Source organism: Thermoanaerobaculia bacterium (assembly GCA_035593605.1).
Classification (GTDB): Bacteria; Acidobacteriota; Thermoanaerobaculia; order UBA2201; family DAOSWS01; genus DAOSWS01.
Window position 1 is genome coordinate 80,940 of record DAOSWS010000012.1, and the last position, 21,032, is coordinate 101,971.

21 protein-coding genes are annotated in these 21,032 nt (G+C 52.1%); 4 read left to right on the forward strand and 17 right to left on the reverse strand.

What is annotated here, in order from left to right; genetic code table 11:
- The 7 genes from PLD04_07750 to tsaB all read right to left on the reverse strand — a co-directional run bounded on the left by PLD04_07750 (position 1) and on the right by tsaB (position 6,568).
- Positions 1-1,134, reverse strand: coding sequence for a peptidoglycan DD-metalloendopeptidase family protein (locus PLD04_07750; GenBank protein HXK68227.1), 1,134 nt, complete (start codon positions 1,132-1,134; stop codon positions 1-3).
- Positions 1,103-3,241, reverse strand: a complete 2,139-nt coding sequence (locus PLD04_07755) for an alkaline phosphatase family protein (protein HXK68228.1) — start codon at positions 3,239-3,241, stop codon at positions 1,103-1,105. The genes PLD04_07750 and PLD04_07755 overlap by 32 nt, the downstream gene beginning before the upstream one ends.
- Positions 3,242-3,313: 72 nt before the next feature.
- Positions 3,314-4,183, reverse strand: coding sequence for a hypothetical protein (locus tag PLD04_07760; protein ID HXK68229.1), 870 nt, complete (start codon positions 4,181-4,183; stop codon positions 3,314-3,316).
- Positions 4,161-4,913 carry a CDP-diacylglycerol--serine O-phosphatidyltransferase gene (gene pssA, locus PLD04_07765; GenBank protein ID HXK68230.1) on the reverse strand — a complete coding sequence of 251 codons (753 nt, stop codon included), beginning with the start codon at positions 4,911-4,913 and terminating at the stop codon, positions 4,161-4,163. The genes PLD04_07760 and pssA overlap by 23 nt, the downstream gene beginning before the upstream one ends.
- A complete protein-coding gene (locus PLD04_07770; protein ID HXK68231.1) occupies positions 4,879-5,505 on the reverse strand; it encodes a phosphatidylserine decarboxylase in 627 nt (208 codons plus the stop codon). Before PLD04_07770 ends, pssA begins: the two co-directional genes overlap by 35 nt.
- Positions 5,506-5,547: 42 nt before the next feature.
- Complete coding sequence (rimI, locus tag PLD04_07775; GenBank protein ID HXK68232.1) at positions 5,548-6,036, reverse strand: ribosomal protein S18-alanine N-acetyltransferase; 489 nt, start codon at positions 6,034-6,036, stop codon at positions 5,548-5,550.
- Positions 6,017-6,568, reverse strand: coding sequence for a tRNA (adenosine(37)-N6)-threonylcarbamoyltransferase complex dimerization subunit type 1 TsaB (gene tsaB, locus PLD04_07780; GenBank protein HXK68233.1), 552 nt, complete (start codon positions 6,566-6,568; stop codon positions 6,017-6,019). Before tsaB ends, rimI begins: the two co-directional genes overlap by 20 nt.
- A 43-nt stretch (positions 6,569-6,611) precedes the next feature.
- Here tsaB and PLD04_07785 point away from each other — a divergent pair, with 43 nt between their 5' ends.
- On the forward strand, positions 6,612-7,130 hold the full coding sequence (locus PLD04_07785) for a DUF6125 family protein (GenBank protein ID HXK68234.1): 519 nt from the start codon (positions 6,612-6,614) through the stop codon (positions 7,128-7,130).
- 79 nt (positions 7,131-7,209) lie between these two features.
- On the opposite strand, the gene PLD04_07790 is transcribed toward PLD04_07785, so the two are convergent.
- From PLD04_07790 to PLD04_07820, 7 genes are all read right to left on the reverse strand, one after another.
- Entirely contained in the window at positions 7,210-8,340 is a 1,131-nt protein-coding gene (locus PLD04_07790; protein ID HXK68235.1) for a hypothetical protein, read from the reverse strand.
- Positions 8,337-8,759: a hypothetical protein gene (locus PLD04_07795; protein HXK68236.1), complete on the reverse strand. Its 423-nt coding sequence runs from the start codon at positions 8,757-8,759 to the stop codon at positions 8,337-8,339. The genes PLD04_07790 and PLD04_07795 overlap by 4 nt, the downstream gene beginning before the upstream one ends.
- Complete coding sequence (locus tag PLD04_07800) at positions 8,756-9,343, reverse strand: RNA polymerase sigma factor (GenBank protein ID HXK68237.1); 588 nt, start codon at positions 9,341-9,343, stop codon at positions 8,756-8,758. The genes PLD04_07795 and PLD04_07800 overlap by 4 nt, the downstream gene beginning before the upstream one ends.
- A 45-nt stretch (positions 9,344-9,388) precedes the next feature.
- Positions 9,389-10,546 carry an MFS transporter gene (locus PLD04_07805; protein ID HXK68238.1) on the reverse strand — a complete coding sequence of 386 codons (1,158 nt, stop codon included), beginning with the start codon at positions 10,544-10,546 and terminating at the stop codon, positions 9,389-9,391.
- Positions 10,547-10,634: 88 nt separating this feature from the next.
- Entirely contained in the window at positions 10,635-11,426 is a 792-nt protein-coding gene (locus tag PLD04_07810; protein HXK68239.1) for a DUF4214 domain-containing protein, read from the reverse strand.
- A gap of 71 nt (positions 11,427-11,497) precedes the next feature.
- The gene (locus PLD04_07815; GenBank protein ID HXK68240.1) at positions 11,498-12,955 is read right to left on the reverse strand and encodes an AAA family ATPase; all 1,458 of its coding nucleotides are present in this window, start codon (positions 12,953-12,955) and stop codon (positions 11,498-11,500) included.
- Positions 12,956-12,964: 9 nt separating this feature from the next.
- Entirely contained in the window at positions 12,965-15,376 is a 2,412-nt protein-coding gene (locus tag PLD04_07820; protein HXK68241.1) for an ATP-binding protein, read from the reverse strand.
- A gap of 85 nt (positions 15,377-15,461) precedes the next feature.
- Between PLD04_07820 and PLD04_07825 the strand changes: the two genes are divergently transcribed.
- Genes PLD04_07825 through PLD04_07835 form a run of 3 tightly spaced genes read left to right on the forward strand, consistent with a single transcriptional unit; the run spans position 15,462 to position 18,933 of the window.
- Positions 15,462-16,025 carry a L,D-transpeptidase gene (locus PLD04_07825; protein HXK68242.1) on the forward strand — a complete coding sequence of 188 codons (564 nt, stop codon included), beginning with the start codon at positions 15,462-15,464 and terminating at the stop codon, positions 16,023-16,025.
- A gap of 47 nt (positions 16,026-16,072) precedes the next feature.
- Positions 16,073-17,713 carry an ATP-binding protein gene (locus PLD04_07830; GenBank protein ID HXK68243.1) on the forward strand — a complete coding sequence of 547 codons (1,641 nt, stop codon included), beginning with the start codon at positions 16,073-16,075 and terminating at the stop codon, positions 17,711-17,713.
- Between the two features lie 2 nt (positions 17,714-17,715).
- The gene (locus tag PLD04_07835; GenBank protein HXK68244.1) at positions 17,716-18,933 is read left to right on the forward strand and encodes a sugar phosphate nucleotidyltransferase; all 1,218 of its coding nucleotides are present in this window, start codon (positions 17,716-17,718) and stop codon (positions 18,931-18,933) included.
- Here the strand turns inward: PLD04_07835 and PLD04_07840 are convergent.
- The 3 genes from PLD04_07840 to PLD04_07850 form a co-directional block, all read right to left on the reverse strand.
- Positions 18,854-19,252: a response regulator gene (locus PLD04_07840; GenBank protein HXK68245.1), complete on the reverse strand. Its 399-nt coding sequence runs from the start codon at positions 19,250-19,252 to the stop codon at positions 18,854-18,856. The two genes, PLD04_07835 and PLD04_07840, sit on opposite strands and share 80 nt — an antisense overlap.
- Positions 19,253-19,550: 298 nt before the next feature.
- Positions 19,551-20,141: a type II CAAX endopeptidase family protein gene (locus PLD04_07845; protein ID HXK68246.1), complete on the reverse strand. Its 591-nt coding sequence runs from the start codon at positions 20,139-20,141 to the stop codon at positions 19,551-19,553.
- Positions 20,138-21,031, reverse strand: coding sequence for a prenyltransferase (locus tag PLD04_07850; GenBank protein HXK68247.1), 894 nt, complete (start codon positions 21,029-21,031; stop codon positions 20,138-20,140). The genes PLD04_07845 and PLD04_07850 overlap by 4 nt, the downstream gene beginning before the upstream one ends.
- Position 21,032 lies beyond the last annotated feature (1 nt).

Sequence of the window (21,032 nt, forward strand, 5' to 3'; positions counted from 1 at the left end):
TTACCTCAACCAGGATGCCGGGTCCACTGAGCGTCCCGTATCACGGATCTCAAGATAGAGTTTGGGATCTGTCGTACCCCCGGCGATCACCTTTCCAAGAATTTTTCCGGGGTATACCCAATCATCTTTTTTGGCAGCCAGAGAGTCCAGGTATCCGTAAATGGAAATCACACCGAATCCGTGATCCACGATCACAAGATTTCTGTATCCCTTGAACCAGGAGGCGTAGGTTACCCGGCCCGGGAAAATGGGTGAAACATCCTGACTTTTCGCCACTTCGATCTGGATTCCCTTCATATCCACCTTGGTGCCGTAGTCCGGATTCGTCTGGGTGCCAAAGGGAACGACGACCTTTCCCCTGATGGGCCAGTCGAGGACGCCGCGATACCCGTGAATGTCTTCCTTGGCCTGGCGCGTAGTGTCCGTGGAGGAAAGAATGGTCAGCAGGCGCTCTAGTCGCTGGGCTTTTTCTTCAAGCTGAGCCACCTGCTCAAGAGTCTGCTTTTCTTCTTTTTGAATCTTGGCCAGGAGATACCGATGTTCCCGGATTGCCGCATTCAGTTGATTCCGCTTCGCCTGCCGGTCCCTCTGAAATTCCTGAAGTGCCGAATGCAGCTGGCCTTCCAGTTCTTTTTTCTTCTGAATTTCCGCAAGATTGGTACGATATCGTTCAATCAGGTTTTTATCCTGCTGGGCCAGATGGAGAATCCATCGAAAGGCATCGAGCATGTCTGCTCCTGTCTCAGACATGAAGATGAGGCGAAGGTATCCCAGTGAACCCATGTGCTGAAGGAATCTCAGTTTGGACAGGAGAAGAGTTTTTTCTTCCTGAAGATCCGACTGGACGCTTTCCAGGCTTACCTGGAGATCCTGAAGCTGATCCTCCTTCAACTGGGTCTGTAATTCCAGGGAACGAAGCTCCTGTTCGAGAAGTTCACGGCGTAATTGCACCGATCGGAGCTCTTCTTCTACAGAGCGCTTTTTCGCTTCGCTCTCCTTGAGTTGCTGTTCGAGGAAGGAAATATTTCGACGCAGCGAATCAAGTTCCTGAGCACGATCGTCCTCGAGCGACTGTCCGAGAAGAAGTGCAGGCAGGAAGAAGCTAAGGAATAAGGTTTTTACCCGCAACCTCATAGGGAGGAGACACGTTGTACATCTTCAGAATCGTAGGATAGAGATCCACAATATAGGGATCCTCGTCCAGCTCCATCTTCCAGTTCGTAAGAAGAACCCCGGGAACGGAAGGTGGATAGAGAGAACAGTGGTCACCGCTCCACACCTGGTCGTTCGACTCAATGAGCTGGGAGGGAATGCCGCCCAGGGACGTCTGCCAGGATACGCGGAAGAGTGGATTATTGGTAACAATCATATCGGGGATCAGGATGGCATTAAACGTTCCGTACGCTTCCTCACGGGTATACACCTTGGCAACAGGATGAAGGTCCGTGGTTTCATCCACCCATCCTTCCAGTCGGGAAATCAATTCTCGGCGCAATTCTTCATACTCGGGACCGGGTTCAACGATCCCCTTCGATTCGCGACCCTTGAGGTTGACGTAGAGTCCTCCCAGACCCATACAGTAGGCCCGGGTTCTGGACCAGTCCACGTTCGGCCAGAATTGGCCTCGATCAAAGAGGGCTTCCAGATTCTGTGTAATGTTTTCTGATCCCGTCAGAGTCATATACCCATTCTGGACAAGCCAGGTATTGTAGTTCGTCGCATATCGGAAGGACGCAAAACCATGGTCGGAAAGAACGATCAACTTTGCATCGGGAGGCATGTTCTCCATCGTCATCCCGACAATACGGTCCATGGACTCGTAAGATTGTTCCAGGGCGGACCCGAAGGCATTTGCCTTGGCGAGATCGTAGGCAGGATGTCCTTCGTCCAGGAGGCGGAAGAAGATATGGCCTACACGATCGGTAAATTCAAAGTATTGAAAGAGAAGGTCATCCCCATCCGCAATGAATCCTTCCAGCATCTTTGAATACATCTCTGCATTAAACTGCCACTCCTCCATGAAGAACTCTTCGTCCGTGAGCTCTTCGGAAGGGCTCCAGGTATCGACGGACCAGCCAATCGTCTTATAGAGGCCGAATCGATCCACCAGCTCTTTTGCCCATGAAAAGGGGTACGTAATGTTGATGCTTGTTGGCAGGTGACGTGGATCAAAGTTAATAGGAGAGAGGTAAAGGTTAATTTCCGGGTCCAGTGAGTCAAGGTAAAAACGGCCCACTCCCCGCACCTTGATAATAGGGTTGAACGTAAAAACAAAATCGGTCCATCCGCTCCACTCCCCGGGCCTGAGTACCACGGTCTGATCACATACCTTGACAGTCAGATGGGAACGATCTTCTGCCACTGCCAGATGCATGGGCAGTTTGATGTAATCCGGTTCGTCGAAGAACTTGTTCGGCGGCCCGACGATGATCGTATCCATCTCTCCACGGTTATCGGGAAGTTCAACAACTTCGACGGAAAACTCATTTTCCGTCGCGGTCGGGATAAAGAGGTCCGATGTAAAGAAAAAGGGTTTCCCGATCCGTCCGGAAAGATCTGGAACGCCGAGCCCCGACAGGAGATGACCGTGAGGGAAATTCTTAGCGGGAAAGGTCACCGGCATACGGAAAATCTTGCATGTATAACCGGAGCGTGACATGACCTGCCAGAAGGGTTCTCCCTGCTGGTGCATGTCCACACCTGGTCTTGTTTCGGGGATCATGGGAATGAGATAGAAACGAACTCCGAAAGCGGCAATCAAACCAAAGGCAAGCCCCAGAATCAGACGGACAGGCATCGACCGCCGAAGGAGCCAGGAAAGGAGAAAGATCAGAAAAAAGAAAGCGATGCCCGCAAGAATCGGGAGATAAATCTTATTCTTTGCTCCAAAGATCACAGGGACTTTAATTTCATCAGCGATAGCAAAGGTCGGCATATAGGTTTCTGGATCCCGTTTCAGAAAATCAAAAATCAGGTGCTGTCCGGGCTCAAGGCCGGTAGTGAACGTGGACCAGGAAACCGGGGTCTGGGCGGGAACGGGCGGCAGGAGCTTGTGGAAGCTTCCGTCCTGAGCGAGCTTTGAAAGATTGGGAAGCTTTCCCTGCTCCATATACTGGGTCAGGTAACCATGATCGACACCATCAAATCCAAGAATGATCATTCGTGGATGGTCGGGAGCGTCACCGGAGGCAAGTGCACTGACCAGAAATAGAAATATCAGGAATAATAAAGGCTTCTTCATGGGCCATATCATACTCGTTCTCTTACGAGACATCAACCTCACAGGAATGGAATCGGCCACACGGGGAATCGATCAGAGGATCGTTTGAAGAGCTGGAATCACTCCATTGAGGATTTCATCGGCAAAAAGCGTAAACCACACGGTCGTCCGATCCCGACCCAGGTCGGTAATCATCGTACGTTCTTCCTTAACGCTGAGAAAGAGGTTGACACGTGAGCGGTTGTTCATTCTCGTCCTGATCCCGGAAAAGAGGGATCGAGCAGCCGTCTCATTTCGGGCGGTAAAGCTGACAGCAAGGGCGATACCGTGAAAGGTGGGGGATTCAATTTCCCGTGCGGAAAGCATAGGCTGATCTGAAACCAGTTCCCTCAAGTCCAGGGACAGATGTCCCCGTTTCCCTCTGGGGATCAGGTTAAAGGCATGATGCTTAGATCCCTCCGCACCATATTCCAGGAGCTGAACGGTCTCGGAAACGAGAGCCTCTCGGGCTGAGCGGCCCCTGACGCTTGCACCCTGCAGAGATACAAGGGAGATGGCAGAAAAGGTCCGCATCGTTTCAAGGGGAAGAATCGGCTCAAGAAGCAGGATCGACGGATGAGGCAACCTGTATCTTCCATCGGTTTCCCGTGTCACATGAGGCATCCATAGCGCCGCATCCTCCGGAGGAGAGCCCGCACCCGCATAGATGTACAGGTGCCGATGAGGTTGTGGAGGGATCGCCGGGTGATCGGAGACATCCAGAAGAACATCATAATCCTCCGTATCAAGCTGTGAATGCGGGTGGACAATGCCTACCCCCTCCCCCACGGGTACCATGAGAGTCTCTTCGCTTTCTTCCGCCGCAAAATAGGTCATTGGCCAGGGTTCAAGGCGCCTCAACTCCTCTCCGAGGAGTGAGTCGGCACCGACCAGAGCGATATTACGATTCTTCTTTTGATTCATCGTTTAAGGAATTCCTCACGGGAAACAGCTTTCCCTTCAGCCAGAATACGGGACCTATCACAATGTAGATCATTAACAGGACGAACATGGCCTGAATGGGTTTATAGGCAATAATGACAAGAATCAACAGCATCAGGAGCATGGTATAGGTCGGCCGCATGGTCCGGACATCGAGCTGTTTAAAACTCGGGTACGGGATCGACGAGACCATAAGACAGCCGGCTCCGAACACGGCAAAGGGGAAGATGGGTGAGTTTTCCGGCATCAGGAGAATAAGAAAAACAACCAGTCCAGCTGCCATGGGGATGGGAAGTCCGACAAAGATAGAATGGTTCTGCTGACCGGAGAGAATATTGAAACGAGCGAGTCGGATGGCTCCGCATGCCGTATAAAAGAAGGCCAGCAGCCATCCCAGACGCCCCAGGGGCTGCAGGGCATAGAGATAGACAATCAGGGCAGGGACAAAGCCAAAGGAAACGACGTCCGATAAAGAGTCAAGCTCCTTGCCGAAATCGGTCTGGGTCTTGGTCATCCGTGCAATTCTTCCATCCAGCATGTCCAGAAAACCCGCAACAAGAACCAGATAGGCTGCGGAGACATACTTCTCCCCTACTGCATTGATGACGGCAAAAAAGCCGACAAACATGTTCGCCAGCGTAATAAAACTGGGAAGAACGTATACGCCCCGACGGCGTTTACGGCCAGAAAGCGAGTACCGACTGACCCGCACGGACTCTGTCTCCTTTTTTAACCTGAATCGTTACATCCGGAGGGAGAAATACCTCTACCCTGGATCCGAATTTAATCAGTCCAACCGGACTGCCCTGCTTCAATTCATCTCCCGCCACGGGATAAAAGACGATTCTTCTTGCCAGGATTCCCGCAATCTGCTTAAAGGCGATGCTTCCTTTTTCGGATGTCATTTCAACGTAGTTGGATTCATTGATTTCCGATGCTTGATCTGTTCCCGCACGTAATTTTTTTCCCCTCCGATAAAGGACTCTGGCGATCGTGCCTGTACTGGGAGACACATTGACATGAACATTGAAAACCGACATGAAAATATCAATTCTCTTCGAAAAGGGTGAGTCGTCGATATCCCGGATTCCCAGAACCGTCCCATCGGCAGGGGAAAGAACCAGGCTGGAGTTTTCAGGAACAGGCGGAGCCGGAAACCGGAAGAACCATACGAAAAAAAGGGTAAGAATCCCAATGGGAATCGCGGCGACCCAGACGTTCAGCAGGGCGCACACAATTGTCAGCACCAGAGGAGGGAGAATAAAGGGAAGGCCCTCGGAAACAACAAAACCGATCTTCTTCAACAGGGCTGTATTGTACCACAGGAGGAAGGAGCCATTTGGCACTCAGGGGATTTCATTTTCCGGATCTGATTGTGAAAACCGGGCAAGCATTACGTACGCATCGGATCCATCATCGTAATACCGTTTTCGGATATGGAGGATTTCAAAATTCCAGGTCTTATAAAAATTCAGAGCCGGAACATTTGTCGTACGGACTTCAAGCGTTACTGTGTCGATTCCCTGTTTCAGGCAGAATCGCCGAAGATCTTCCATCAGAAGGTGGGCATACCCCTTCCTCTGGAAATCTGGATGGGTGGCGATTTTTGAAATATGGATTTCCGGAACGATGAAGTAGGAAAAGAGATATCCTATGACCATGCCCCCAAGGTAAAGCACGCGTAAAAACCGTCGGGGAGCTGATAGTTCCTGCTCAAAGAAGGATCTTTTCCAGGGGCAGGGAAAACAGATCCTTTCCAATTCCGTAATGGCATCCAGATGTTCCGGCTTTACCGGAAGGATCAGGGGGATAGGGTTATCTTCCGCGTTCTGCATCGGAGACACCTACATAGACAGGCTGGATAGGAGGAAGAGAGGGATTACCCCTGAGGCCCATTCGGATCAAAGCCTCTGCGACTGTCATGACCGGAGATGGAAATGTCACGCTTCCCGGTAGTTCTTTTACGAGACAGGGGGGAGTGATCACGTGATCCTTTTCATGAGAAATCTGGTACGCAGCATAGTAGTACTCTCCTCCGTACGCCGGCATGGAGACGTGAACATCGCCTTCGACCTGGGCCGCATGGGCAAGAGCCAGAAGGGTGTGTACCGGATAGAGTGAGACACCGGCGGTATAGTAGAATCCCAGTGCGGTGGCGATTCCGATGCGGACCCCGGTAAAGGAACCTGGCCCTACCGTGAAAATCATTGCTCTGATGGCCTTTTCCTTGATCGATTCCTGGCCAAGCACGTCGAGCAGACCCTCATAGAGGGATCGGTTACCCTTCAACGGGCCTTCCCGGGTCCACACGCGATCTGCGGACGAGACGCTGATCGTTTTCGTACAGGTGTCAAATGCTACAATCACGGGCCTATTGTACACGAGGGATCCGTACGCTACACTCTTGGTCATGGAACACATACCTGATGCATTGAAAGATCTCACCCCGGAAGAACTGTCAGCGTGGCTCCTTGATGCTGCCAGGCTGTGGCTGGCCCATGATGGTTTATGGTTTCAGGCCGTGGAGCAGCAAAGCAGCATGGAAGAAGCCATCACTGCGGACACGGAGGCCTGGCGGAGGTTCTCCCCCATCGAGGCCAGGAGGATCCGTGAGCGGCTCGGTCTTGAGGAAAGATGCGGGTTGGAGGGCCTTGCCCGTGCACTTCGGGCCAGGCTGTACAGCCTGCTGAATGAAGATGATATGACCCTCACCTCCAAATCCCTGGTTTACCGAATGAAACGCTGCCGGGTTCAGGAAGCACGCCGGCGAAAGAATCTCCCGGACTTCCCCTGTAAACCGGTGGGAATCGTTGAATACACAACCTTTGCTCAGACAATCGATCCGCGCATCCAGGTCCGGTGCGTCACCTGCCCTCCCGACCCCACACCTGATGACGCATACTGTATATGGGAGTTCACGCTGGAATAAAGTGTTTTTTCACCAGATTATTAATAAATCGGGCGGGACAGTTGTCCCGCCCTTTTATGGATCAGAACCAGTGCTGTGTTTATCGGGCGTACAGCATATCCTCAAACATATCATCCGTAATCGGAGTTTTGAGGCACTGCGCTGCATACGAAGCAAGAAGGGGATCGCTGACTGAAGTGAGTTCCTTAAGGGTATCCCGTGCCCGTGTCCTCGCATCTCCGGACCCTCTCTCCGCCAGGGTGTGCAGGGCCAGGATGGCTTCTCCCCGAAACCTTCGATCGGGAGAGGTTTTGGCAGTACGAATAATATCGTCCACCTTGCCTTCCGTCATTCTTACCATCTTCTTCTTATTCGAATCCGGGTCGAGGTATTGAGAGAGGTCCAGGATGGTGATGCGGTCCGAGGTCATCAGGCGCTGAGGTGCGACTTCCCCGAGTACGACAGATGCCAACAGAGCCAGGTCACTGTCCCCCATCTTTTGCGCCCGCTCATAGATTCCCCGTGCTCCCAGATGGATGCAGGCCAGGCCGACAAGATCGTTGATGATGAAAAGATCATCCTGGCGCAGGAGCCGGCCTATCCGAATCGCCCGGCGGAAATCCTCAAGTGCCGAGGAATCATCGGACGAATCTGCTCCCCGTGCGCACCAGGAGCGGGCCAGGGTGAGGGGGAAAAGAAGATTGGGAAGGCGTGAGTCGAGTCCCTCCATCGGGAAGATATCCGGATAGAAACGCATTTCCGCCTGATCGCACCATACTTCAGCCTCCTTAAGAAGGGGATCATCGGGAGGCAGAACTTTTCCCCAATGATCTTTGCGAAGAATCAAGCGTTTGGTCATTTCTTTCATTTCACCATACCTGCGCCCATCGTCCTTGGTGAATTCCTTCAGCCACAGGGCTGCATTCACCGTACCTGTTCCCAGCGGCGCAAGAACATCGAGATCAGTTTGAAACCGTACCGGCCATCCCTGACTTTCCTGACAGGACCAGCAGGGTATCTCCAACGAGAGAGAATCAACGACCCGGGGTTCCGGGATAGCGGGCTGACCCGGGGAAGGAACGGGCAGCATAAGGCCTGCATATACATCCGGCTCCGAAGTTTTCTCAGATCCCCCAATGAAACGGGCTGCCAGAAGGGACCCCAGGGCTACGACGACAAAAATAGCACAGAGAACAATGATTTTATGGATTCGACTCGATTCTGTATTCATGAACGTGGCTCCTCTTTAGGAATGGCGGTCATGGTAGGTCCGCCGGTCATGGATCGCTCCTCCCCGGGGCTTTGAAATTCATTCAGAGAGGGAAGGTGCCTGAGATCGATCGCCGGAAGGGAAGCGATCTCAAGGAGATCCTGGTTGATAAAACTGGCGCGTTGGGAGGGCTCTGTACGCGCCGTACGTTGGGATGGTCCATACGTCATGAAGAGATGACCGGCCACGAGAAGAAGGAACGTCGACACCCACGCAACACGAAGGGGACGGCTGAAGAAAATGCGATCCCAGACCGTTTCCGCAGCTGTGTTTTCCCAGGTTTGAATTACCGATTTCATGACCCTCTGTTTCAGATCGGGCGGAGGTTCCGGTAATTTCAATCCTGGAAAAAGGTTTTCACGATCACGATCGGTATTCATGATGTCACCTCCAAGAGTTGTCGCACACGCTTCATCGCAAGCCGGCAGCGGCTCGCTGCAGAGAAAGTCGGAATCCCCGTGATGCGACCAATTTCCGCAAAGGTAAATCCTGTCAGGTACCGGAGAAAAAAGGCCTCCCGCACCTTTGGAGAAAGTTCCGAAAGGAGACGGGAAAGTCCTGCCGTCTCCCCTGCGGCTTCCAGCCTGTGTTCTGCAACGGGGAGAAGCAGGGCATGGTCCAGGGATGTCTCCCGGCGCGTCCGGCGCCTTCTCGTGATATCGATGGCGACCCTGTGGGCAATGGTCATGATCCAGGCACGCGGTGATGCAGGGAAAACCTTTCTACGGAATGCCATGGTCATCCGAATGAAGGTTTCCTGCACGACATCTTCAGCATCATGTTCATTCCCTGTTCTCCACAGAGCCAACCCGAAAATGTCCCCGGCCGCCAGGTCGTAGATCTCCCCGATTGCCTCCATACGTCCTTCGGAAGCCCGGATGCACAATTCCTGCAGATGCAGATCGTTCCTGGAATTCATGACATCAGGTTCTTCTTCATGGGCAATGGCGGAGTTTCGGGTCATGCTCTTCACAACCTATACGACGCACGATCCGGAACATTTTGTCACTCACTCCATCGACTTCGGAATGGTAAGAAAAATCACCACCAGGGCCGAAAGGGCAAGAATGGCGCCCGTGACGAAGACTCCATCGGTTCCCATTACGATGGCAACCATGCCCATGAGTACCGGGCCTATGGTCTGTCCGATCCGGATCACCATTCCATTCACAGACATAAAGGCACCCCTGTATTCAAGGGGCGCCATCCCGGTAAGCAGCGTCATGATCACGGGGAGGTTAATTCCATGTCCCAGTCCTGCAATGATCACGGGAACAATGAGCCATGAGGGTGAAGGCATGAGGGGGATCAAAAGAAGAGCGGCTGCATAGTGGATGTAGGCAGTGATAATCAGTGTTCTACCCCGAAAATGGTGAATCAGCCACCCGATTCTTGTAGATGAAAAGATGGTCACCACGGACATGGAAGACATGAGAATCCCTATAAGCAGAGGAGTGGCAGAAAAACGCTCTGACATCAGAATCGGGAAATAGGTAAGATAGGAACCAAAGAGGATGATGAAGGTAACCAGAGCTGCAGAAAAGAGACCGATGACCTCCTTTCTACGAAACGTCGCGAAGGCTCCTTTCAGGTAATTCCCCATCGACATCCCCCCCCCGGGTTCCGGGTTCTTCAATCGAAAGATCACGGCAATTCCTACCGGAAAAGCCAGCAGGGGAAGGAGAAAGGGATAATGCCATCCAAACATGGCCATTGCTCCTCCAATGGCGGGATAGCTCGCCGTACCTGCACTCAGCACACCTGCGTTATAGCCCATGGCGATGGCTCTGCGCTTTCCCTCAAAGAGATCCCCTATCAATGTGGCATTGAGCGAACCCAGCGACGCAGCTCCGACCCCCTGAAAAAACCGCAGGGCAAGCAGGCCGGGAAAGGTTTGAGCAAAGTAGCAGGCTCCGCCTGCGATGGAAAAGAGGAAGAGAGAAGGTACGAGTATGGGTTTTCTCCCAATCCGGTCGGCCAGGATCCCGAAAATAGGCGTAAGGATAATGCCGGGAAGCGAAAAGAAGCTGATCAGAAGGCCGATCCTGGCGGTTGAAATACCAAGCGTTTCCGCCATTCTGGGGAATGCTGGAGTAATGCTGGACACGCCCAGGACGGCCATCAGGGTAATTCCAAATACGATGTGCAGGTTGGGGTCTCGAAGCAAGGGCGGTGAAAACGAGTCCGATGATCCTGCCTCTGCAGGAATTTGCTCCCGATTCAAATTCACGCTTGAGACGACCCGGGGGATTCCGTCAATGAATTTTTAGCAGCCGGGTCTGGAATTCCTCCGACTGGATGATCTTTATTACGACATCGGCATATTTTCTCTTTTCAATTTTCGACAGGTAATCACGGACGCCGGCCGAATCCGGCTTCCGGTTCAACAGCCCCACATAAATGGTATCAAGCAGCTTTGTTGCACTCTTTCCCCTGATTCGAGAATTGAATTCGCCACTCTTAAACATCGATTTCACCTGTTCCTCCAGCCTGCCTCGCTGGACCTCCATTACCGCCGGTGTAAAACCGGAGGAATCGGGGTCCCGCTCCAATATGGCCCGGTAAAGGCATGTGACGATATATTCAGATTGTTTGGCCGAAAACTCCTGCAAACCCCGGATGTCAAAATCTAAGTCCCACTCAAAATTCAGGTTGCCGGGCATCCAGAAGGTAACGGACACCTTTCCTTTTCGTCCTTTGGATTGCAGGGTCACCCGGTTCGTGGCAATCTCCACAAGCTGAAAGTAATCATCAAAGGACCATCCTCGTTCGATCTGAACAGTAAAACGATCTTCCGGAAAGTCATATCCGCGCTGATCGATCGCTCGAAATTCTATGGCAACTTCCTTCCCCATGGAGACTTCGATTCTCGATCCCGGATAGACGGACTTCCATTCCCCTCCCTCAACGGAATAGGCCATTTTCACCCCGCATACGACCGGGCGTGTCCAGGAAGAAAAGCAATCCTGGGTTTCAGCCTGAACCGGGACAGACAACAATGAGATCATGAAACCTGTGCAAAGGATAAAACGGATCTTATTAAACATGGCCGCCTCCTGAATGGAATTCCATCACAGTAATATTGTACACGCAAAGGACCAGGTGTGGTCCTTTCCTCTCAGCTCCCCCTGGATGCGTTGACGGCTCGTTTCCGGGCCCAGGACCGTATAGATTTAATCTGATCATCCATCGTGGTGGCCAGGGGGATGATGTGATGGATTTCCCAGTACAGATCATCCTGAGTCATTTCCCTTCCTTCCGCGATGGATGCGGCAAGGGCTGAAACCACGCACTGTTCAACCTCGGCGCCGGAAAAGTTTTTCGTCGCCTGGGACAACGTTATAAAATCAAATTTGGCAATATCGAGCCCGCGTCTCAGGAGATGGACCTGAAAGATTTCCTTGCGCTCTTCGTCGGAAGGAAGATCCACAAAAAAGACCTGGTCAAAACGGCCGCGGCGGATAAGTTCCGCGGGGAGCAGATCGATCCGATTTGCCGTCGCTGCTACAAAAACCAGTTCCTTTCTCTCCTGCATCCATGTCAGAAAGTGAGCGAACACCCGTGCAGAGGTAGAGGTATCGGCCTGGGCGGAAATTCCCATTTCGATTTCGTCCAGCCAGAGAACGGCGGGGGCCACGGACTCCATGAACCGTAGCGCCTCATGGAAAACTCGCTCGGCATTCCCGTGTCTTTCGGAAAAGACAAGATTCATGTCAAGTTTAAAGAGAGGCAATTTCCAGATGTCAGCAATGGCTTTCACGCTGAGGCTCTTTCCGCATCCCGAAATTCCCATCAGAAGCAGACCCCTGGGCATAATGGTAGATTCGCCCCTCAGGTAGGAACGGATGAATCGTTCCCTCATTCTGAGCCATTCCTTGAGGTTATCCAGCCCTCCGATTTGTGCAACACCGGCCTTTACGGGGATCGGTTCCACGACTCCGCCTGCACGCACCAGTGTGATCTTTTCCATCATCAACACATCGAGCAGGTCTCCCGGTGTCACCTTTGTCAGAGTTCGGCGAGCATGGGATAGGGCAAAATCAACTTCACGTTCGGTCAGTCCCTGTAGCAGCGCCGCGCCATGGTCAAGCAAATCCGGGTCGGAAGGCAGCTGAATCTCATTCAGGAAGGGTTCCAGCTTTTTGCGGAGAAAGGAGGCGTCAGGTGGAGGAAGAATCAGAGACTGAACATCTCTCTTCAGGACTTCAGGCAGGGAAAGGTAACTGGATACCAGAAAAAGAAATGAATCCTTTCCGCGCCTCATCATTGAAAATTCCTTGACAGCCCGTAAAAAGGCCGGGTTCCTGTCCGAGAGGTAGGGATCGACGTCATACATCACTAAGGCAAGGGGCGCTTTCTGCTCTCGGATGTGATTCATGGCCGCCAGCGGATCTTCCGTTCCATCGATAGCCTTACCCTCGATGACCAGTCCCCGGGAGGCACTCCAGGTGAAAAGAGGCCACTGTCGAAGCATCTGTTCCAGTATGGAGAGAAAGCGCTCTTCTTCTGTTGTCTCAATCGCAATGACGGGGGTTTTCAGAAGAATAAGGGTCCGAAGATCATTAAGAAAGGTCATGGTGCAAGCTTATTTGAAATCTTTGTATTCCCGGGCCATCTTCTGAAGGGCATCGTTCACCCGGGCATAGAGAGTGGAGCGGGGGTAACGTCCGTCCCGGTCTGGAGTACCCACCCGCATACCGGTAAGGATCTCCGCGGCCTGCGTCACGTGATCTACGGCATAGATGTGAAAGGTTCCCTCATCCAGGCTTTCCAGAACCTCCTGGGACAGTACAAGGTCCCGGACATTGGACTCCGGAATGATCACACCCTGGGTCCCGGAAAGTCCCTTTTGCTTGCAGACCCGAAAGAAGCCCTCGATCTTTTCGTTCACACCGCCGATCGGCTGGGCAACTCCCATCTGGTTCATCGAGCCGGTGATGGCAAGATCCTGGCGCAGGGGAATATCGGCAATGGCAGAGAGGAGAACGCAGGTTTCGGCCATGGAAGCACTGTCTCCATCAATACCGCCATAAGACTGCTCAAAACAGAGGGATGCATGCATGGACAGGGGTTTATGTCGGGTAAAGACACCCCGGAGATACCCGGTAATAATCATGGTGCCTTTGGTAAAAACATTTCCCGCCATATCGGATTCCCGCTCGATATTGACAATCCCCTCCTGTCCCAGCGACACCTGTGCCGTCAGTTTGGCAGGCGCTCCGAAACGGTGGTAGCCCAGATCATAGACGGTGAGACCATTGATCTGGCCCGTAGCTTTTCCCGTGACGGACACCATGAGGATCTCGTCCATAAAATTCTCATGGATCTTATCTTCCACGTGACGATGACGGTCATCACGCGAAGATACAGCCTGCCGAACATGCCGATCCGTAATATTCTTGGATCGACTCTGCCTGGCCCAGTAATTGGCTTCTCGCATGATATCGGCAAGATGATCGAATCTCGTAGAAAGCCTGTCTCTTCGTCCCGCTTCCCTTGAGGCGTACTCCATCAGAGCAAAGACGCCGCTCTGGGAAAAGTGAAGAAGCTCCTCTTCGTCAATAATTTTTCGCATCAGGTGAATGAAGCCGGCGGTATTTTCCGAATTCATCGTCATTTCGCGGTCAAATTCAGCAAGAATTTTGAAAATCTTTTTAAAATCTTCATCCCATTGGTAAGCCATGGTGTAAGCCCATTTCTCACCAATAAGGATCACCTTCACTTTGAGGGGAATCGGTTCAGGCTTCATGGCAATGGGATTGATCAGGGAAAAGGTGTCCACGGGAGAAATGGTCAGGGTGGCATGCCTGAGCATCCTCATGAGAGTGGTCCAGACTCCTCCAGGCTCTGAAATCAAATCCATGAAATTGAGGACCAGGTATCCACCATTGGCCTGGAGAAGTGAACCTGCACTGATATGGGTAAAATCGGTATGGTACTGATTTTTCCCCAGTGCAACCCGTTCAATCGTACCAAAGAGGTTCTGGTAAGAGGGGTGAGTCTCCATCACGATCGGACGTCCCCTGGACTTCGAATTGTCCACCACCACATTGACCCGGTAGCGAAGAAAGGGGTCCTTAATCGAATTGATCAATTCCTTTTCTTTTTCTTTCTCTTCCTCAACAAAAAGATCCAGATTCGAGAGTATGTCTTCCTGGACATCATTCAGATATTTGCTGACCCTCTCCCCCTCAAAAACGGCTCTCATCTCTGAGAGAAGTTCTTTGATTGTGGGAAGAACAAAATTCTGCTGCAGCTTGATAAGCTTATCCTGAAATTCCGCCTGGATTGTTTTGATATGCTGGTACACTCCTCCCATCTCTTCGATCAGCTCGGAATATTCCTTTTGCAATTCCTCCATCTTTTCTCTGGTAATCGCTCCCTGTTTGAGAAGGTCATCCAATTCCCCCGCGGGGACTGGCTTCCCATCGATTACCGGAAGGAGGTCGGGTTTGGAAACCGGTCCCATCTGAATCTGAACCAGTGAAAAACCCTTTTCGGATATTCGTTTTTCGTACTCAGTAACGGCATCTTTTTCCATTTTGCGATACCGTTCTGCAAGCCTTGCTTTGGCCTGTTGATAGGGTTCAGAAGTGAACAGGCTCGGCAACGCGCTTCTCAGGGAACGAATCAGAGAAGACATCTCATCCTGAAGACGTTTTCCCTTTCCCTGATCGAGATGGAGGGCCAGGGGCTGATCCTGATCTTCAAAGTTGAAGACATACACCCAGTCCCCGGGATTGGGTTCCTTGGAAGCGATGGTGGATACCATGGAACGGATGGTTGTCATCCGTCCGGTGCCCGACAGGCCCGTAACGAATATGTTGTACCCATCATGGTCGATTCCCAGCCCCAGCGTGATCGCACGCACGGCCCGCTCCTGCCCGACAATATTCAGGGTAGATTCAATTTCTTCTGTTGTCTTGTGCGGAAAGGTGTCTTTCGAGCATTTCCATGCAAGATCTGAACGTTTTAATTCATATTTCTTCCTGGCCATGGAGGCATCATATCAGAATCGAACCTGTGGTGCCATGGAGCCAAATGTGGTTGACCCCTGTGCTGTGCGAGAGTACCATACCGTTGTGGCTTTCACGTTAGCGGTATCGATTCTGGATTCAATGGATCGCCTGAGCCGCCTTCATCCTTATCTTCTCGAAGGTCTCCTTGTGGCCGTAAGTGTGACAGAGCAGAGACTCTGGCTGCTTGATTCATCCAGGCAGGCGGAAGTTTCCTATCCCGTATCTACCGCTCGAAAAGGTACCGGAAGCAAAGTCGATTCATTTCAGACTCCCCTGGGACTCCACCGGATTTGCAAAAAGATTGGCCACGATGCCCCTTCAGGAACCGTTTTCAAGGGGAGGATTCCAACGGGGGAATGTGCACCCCCGGTAACGGATCCGGATAAGGCGGATATTGAGGAAGACCGCATAACTTCAAGGATTCTATGGCTGGAAGGTCTGGAGCCAGGAATCAACCGCGGACCCGACATTGACACGATGAAGCGATATATTTACATTCACGGAACGCCGCAGGAAATTCTCGTAGGGCAACCCTGTTCCCACGGCTGTATTCGCATGAAAAATAAAGACATCATCGATCTGTTCGATCGCGTGTCCGAAGGAACCCCCGTCATCATTGCTGTCTGACCCCTGGTTCCATTGACCGACTGTTCATCCCATGGGATAATCCCAGTGTGAACAGGGAACTTGCCCTTGAAATCCTCGAGGCGATCCCCATCGGGCTGGCGATCATTCGAAAATCGGACCGTGAAATCATATGGGTCTCGTCAAGACTACGGGAACTCTTTCTGGAGAGAGGCGAACCGGTTGGACGACGGTGTCACGAATTTTTCCTTCAACATGAAGCACCCTGCCCTGATTTTCTCTGTCCCATCCATCATCACGGGACCTCCTTTCATGACCTGAGACACGGTGTGGCCGGGGTCGTACCAAGGGTCCAGGCATCCCCCATTAACAGCGACTATTACCTCTACACCATGACTGAAGAAACGGAACTTTTCAGGCGGATTGAATATTTTAAGACCCTGCTGACTATCAACCGGTATATTCATTCGACTCTCACCCTGGACGAGATACTCTCGATTGTTCTCCTTGGAATCACGGCTGGAGAAGGCCTCGGTTTCAACCGGGCCTTTCTCTTTTTGCCTGATCCCGAAGAAAAATTTCTCCGCGGGCACCTGGCCGTAGGCCCCCGCGACGCGCAGGAAGCCGGAAGAATCTGGGGAGAAGTTACAGCCATGAACCTTTCCCTTGAAGCTATCCTGGAACGATTTCCTCGTGCCCATGAAGACAATGACATTCTGATTCAATGGATACGGAATCAAGTATTCGATCTGAACGACATGGAGAATCCTCTTGTACGAATCTACCGTGAAGGATCGGCTCTGGAAATCATCCAGCCACCCAATCCCGTCCTGAGTCTGTTTGAATCCCCCAGGGCGGTCGCGGGCGCCCTCCACTTCCATGGCATTTCCCATGGGGTCTTCTTTGCCGACAATCGATTTACCGGGTCCAATTTCACAGCGGACACCCTTGAATTTTTGGAGGTAATCTCTCTTGAGGCCGGGGCAGCCATGTCCAACAGTACTCTCTACCAGGAACGTGAACGGGCCCTGACGGAACTTCAGACCAGTCAGCAAAAACTTGTCGCCGCCGAACGCATGTCAGCCCTGGGTGAAGTTACGGCAGCCGTCGCCCATGAAATCCGGAACCCCATCGTCACGCTTGGCCTGATTCTGAAAAACCATAAGCGGGTATGCGGCAGGGAGGACACTTCCGATATCGATGCAATGCAGCAGACCCTTCTGGGCCTGGAAAGGTTGCTGAAAAATTACCTTCTCCTTTCCTATAAGCCCGAGATTAGCCGTGAAAAGCTGGATCTCACACAATTTCTTTCGAGCATTATCCGTCTCATGAGTCCGGAAAGTGAATCCAGGAAGGTGTCGGTAGCCTTTTATCCCGATTCTGAACCCATTACGGTGATGTGGGACGCTGTGCAGATCCAGGAGGTCTTTTTGAACCTCTTCGCGAATGCCTATGCAGCCATGCCTGAGGGTGGAACCATTACCATTTCAACCCATGCAGTGGAAGGAGATCGGGTCCGGATTACATTTAGTGATTCCGGGTCAGGGATACCTTCCCATGTGAGGGACCGGGTTTTTCAACCCTATTTCACAACCAAGACGACAGGGACAGGAATTGGTCTTGCCCTGTCAGCCCGGGTGGTCACGGACCATGGAGGCCAGATCTGGCTTGACGATGTGGAACAGGAAGGAACGACCTTTATTCTAGAAATACCAAGGGGGGAACAATGAGCATGGATACGGTCACATATATCCTCTCCGGTGGCGTTGGGGAACGGCTCTCCCCGCTGACCCTGTCGAGAAGCAAGCCCTCCGTTCCCTTTGGCGGAATCTATCGCCTGATCGATTTCACCTTGACCAACTGCACACGCTCGGATCTCAGAAGGATATACCTTCTGACGCAATACCGGTCCGAATCTCTCCAGCGTCATTTGAGTTCAGGATGGAATTTTTTCAACACACAGATGGGTGAGTTCATCCTTCCTCTTCCTCCCCAGATGCGTTTTGGTGAGCAATGGTACCAGGGAACAGCCGATGCGATCTTTCAAAATCTATACGGTCTCCAGCGTGACAAACCCGCTCGGGTGTTGATCCTGTCCGGGGATCATATCTACCGCATGGACTACCGAAAGCTCATGACCTTTCACCTTCTTCGCGTTGCAGAAATATCCATCGTCACCTTCCCCGTTGCTATCGAGGAGGCCAAACGATTTGGATGTGTGGAAATCGATGACGATGGAAGAATCATAGCCTTTCATGAAAAACCCTCCAATCCGCCTCCCATCCCGGGGGATCCGACAAAAGCCATGGTAAATATGGGGGTGTACCTGGCGGACACGTCGGTATTAGCCCATCTCGTTTCCGAAGATGCAAGAAACAAAGATTCTTCTCACGATTTTGGAAAAAACATTTTTCCCAACGCTGTGAAGCACCATGCCATCTATTCGTTTCCCTTTCCGGAAGGATGTCCCGATGATCCCCCCTTCTGGATGGATGTGGGAACGGTGGACAGTTACTACGATGTCAGCATGGACATGCTGGATGGTACAGGTTTTCGACTGCATAACTCCGAATGGCCCGCTCACACCTATTTTCAACCCTCCGCACCGGCTCACATGAATGACGCACGGATTGATCGCTCCCTTGTCTCACCGGGATGCACGTTAACCGGATGCACTCTTTCCCGTTCGATCCTGAGTCCCGGCGTTACAATCGGGAAAAATACCGTCGTTGAAAATTCCATTCTCTTTGATGGTGTCGAGATAGGATCCAACTGTCATGTAATGGGCGTGATAGCGGACAAATACAGCCGCGTCCCCGATGGGACATCGATCGGTCCGGATCCTTCTTCTGGACCACCCCACTTTTACGTTACGGCGAAGGGTGTGAAGGTTTTGAAGCGCGGGGTCGATCTCGGCCGTCTCCAAGAACCCGACGAATCGTATCCTTAAGCTCCGTGAGATCGGCGGACTTCACCACATAAGCATCCGCGGCCCAGCTGAGAAAATTATCCTGATATGTCGAATAAGCGGTATAAAGAATCACAGGTACCGTGCGGTCCTTGGAGAGAATTCGTCCCATCGTTTCCAGACCATCCATTCCCGGTAGATAGATATCAAGGATGACAAGGTCATAGGTATTGTCTGCGGAAGTAGCCAGAGCGTCCTCGCCGGATGTTACCCAGTCCACCTCGTATCCGGATTCCCGAAGTTCCTGGGAACATAGTTTTCCCTGCCACATTTCGTCTTCTACAAGAAGGATTTTTCCCATATCGTCCTTTCTGATTCATGCATGCAGTCACTGTACCATACGCACGAATCACGGCTGCATTCAGGCCCTTCCGGATGTCCGAAACACGGCTCGTGCCCGTCCTTCAGCTGAATATACCGGATCAGATCACCCTTGGAGACTCCGGGTTCAACCCTGATTCCCGATATTCGAGCACGGCTGACGACAGCATCATAATCCATGGAGAGCCACCCCCATTGCAGGGAAATCATGACAGGAAACCTCTGCTTTTACAATGGGGGTCTCCCGCTTTCTTGTCAAGGGGAGATGGTTCAGAGTGTTATCGAATGGGAAAGATACCAAAAATGACGGCGGACCAGATCGCGTGGGATACGGTCACAAGCATGAGATCACGGTTCCAGGCATAGATGGCCCCCCAGAAGGCTCCTGCCACCAGTGCTGCAAGAAAGAGCATGGGATTCAGTGCGACAATGTGAACACTGCCGTATAAAAGAGTGGCGGCGATAAATCCGGCAGGCTTACCCCATCGATCCATAAGGCGATCCTGGAGAAAGCTTCTCCAGAAAATTTCCTCCCCGGGTCCGGTAATCAGAAGAAGGAGCATAAAGATGAGGTAGGGTGGCGTCCCCGTTCCCATGTCATAGATTCCCCCGACATGCCCCTTTGCACCCGGAATAAGAAGAGGAGCGATCTGATGGCCAAGCCAGAAGATTCCGTAGAGGAGTGCAGCTGAACCAAGCCCCAGCCATAGAGATTTCCATCGAAATCTGAAACGTGGCCTCTGAAATATTAAGGAGTACGCAACAACCAGACAAACAGAACCGCAGATTTTGTACCAGAAGTTCCCCCACTCCAATGCAAAGGAAAAGAACCAGGCCAGAGCCGCCAGGATAACTCCTCCCGTTATCATATGGGAACGACTGTCTGGAGGATTAAGCCTCCGATGAGCAGGACTCCAAATGCAGTATCAAGTTGTGCAGTGATCGCATCGGCAGCCTCCGGAACCTTCCTGGCAAATGATCTCAGAAGGCTTACAGCTTTGGGAAGGGATAAGAGGACAAGAAGGCTCCAGGGGGAAACAAGGTTTAGAAGAACCATAAGAACCATGGAAAGATAGGCGGCCGCAATGAGTCCCGTATAGAGAACCAGGCTCCCCTTTTCTCCCAGAAGGATGCTGATTGTCGTAATTCCCTGGCGGGCATCATAGGCAATGTCCCGCGTATTGTTGGCGAGGAGAACCAGAGCGACGAGGGCTCCGAAGGGAATCGAAAGGTAGAAAGCCTCCAGTGAAAATACATTTCTCTGAACAGCGTAGGCGCCCTCCACCATGAGGGGGCCCCACATGAAGGCAACGGACAATTCGCCAAAGGCTTTGTATTTGTACTTCACGGGCCCCGCAGTATAAAAAACGCTGGCAAGAAAACCGATAAGCCCCACCCACAGAACCAGGATGGAAAAGGTCACCGCAAGGAATACTCCGATCGCAATCGTGACACCGTACAGGACCATGGCCTCAGTCAGCAGTTGCCCGGGCGTGAGCAGTTTTGCAAGAATTGGATGGGGTCGATAGCGTGCGGTCGGTGAATCCGGTTGATCTACCGCGTAGCATGTATCAAAGTAGTCGTTGAGGACATTGGTGGCCGCGTGAAAAGCCACAATCCCCAGAACGACGAGGCCGAAAGCCACCCAGTGCATGGGGCCGTGAGAGGCAGCAACAAGCGTTCCCACCGTGACGGAAATGACTGACATGGGAAAGGACCATGGTCGTGTGGCGATAAAGTAATCTTTAACGGACGGCACG

Bases quoted from the DNA above. Each gene is read 5' to 3' on its own strand.
- PLD04_07750 (HXK68227.1), bottom strand. From the start codon at position 1,134: ATGAGGTTGCGGGTAAAAACCTTATTCCTTAGCTTCTTCCTGCCTGCA.
- PLD04_07755 (HXK68228.1), bottom strand. From the start codon at position 3,241: ATGAAGAAGCCTTTATTATTCCTGATATTTCTATTTCTGGTCAGTGCA.
- PLD04_07760 (HXK68229.1), bottom strand. From the start codon at position 4,183: ATGAATCAAAAGAAGAATCGTAATATCGCTCTGGTCGGTGCCGACTCA.
- rimI (HXK68232.1), bottom strand. From the start codon at position 6,036: ATGCAGAACGCGGAAGATAACCCTATCCCCCTGATCCTTCCGGTAAAG.
- PLD04_07785 (HXK68234.1), top strand. From the start codon at position 6,612: ATGGAACACATACCTGATGCATTGAAAGATCTCACCCCGGAAGAACTG.
- PLD04_07790 (HXK68235.1), bottom strand. From the start codon at position 8,340: ATGAATACAGAATCGAGTCGAATCCATAAAATCATTGTTCTCTGTGCT.
- PLD04_07795 (HXK68236.1), bottom strand. From the start codon at position 8,759: ATGAATACCGATCGTGATCGTGAAAACCTTTTTCCAGGATTGAAATTA.
- PLD04_07800 (HXK68237.1), bottom strand. From the start codon at position 9,343: ATGACCCGAAACTCCGCCATTGCCCATGAAGAAGAACCTGATGTCATG.
- PLD04_07810 (HXK68239.1), bottom strand. From the start codon at position 11,426: ATGTTTAATAAGATCCGTTTTATCCTTTGCACAGGTTTCATGATCTCA.
- PLD04_07815 (HXK68240.1), bottom strand. From the start codon at position 12,955: ATGACCTTTCTTAATGATCTTCGGACCCTTATTCTTCTGAAAACCCCC.
- PLD04_07820 (HXK68241.1), bottom strand. From the start codon at position 15,376: ATGGCCAGGAAGAAATATGAATTAAAACGTTCAGATCTTGCATGGAAA.
- PLD04_07835 (HXK68244.1), top strand. From the start codon at position 17,716: ATGGATACGGTCACATATATCCTCTCCGGTGGCGTTGGGGAACGGCTC.
- PLD04_07840 (HXK68245.1), bottom strand. From the start codon at position 19,252: ATGGGAAAAATCCTTCTTGTAGAAGACGAAATGTGGCAGGGAAAACTA.
- PLD04_07845 (HXK68246.1), bottom strand. From the start codon at position 20,141: ATGATAACGGGAGGAGTTATCCTGGCGGCTCTGGCCTGGTTCTTTTCC.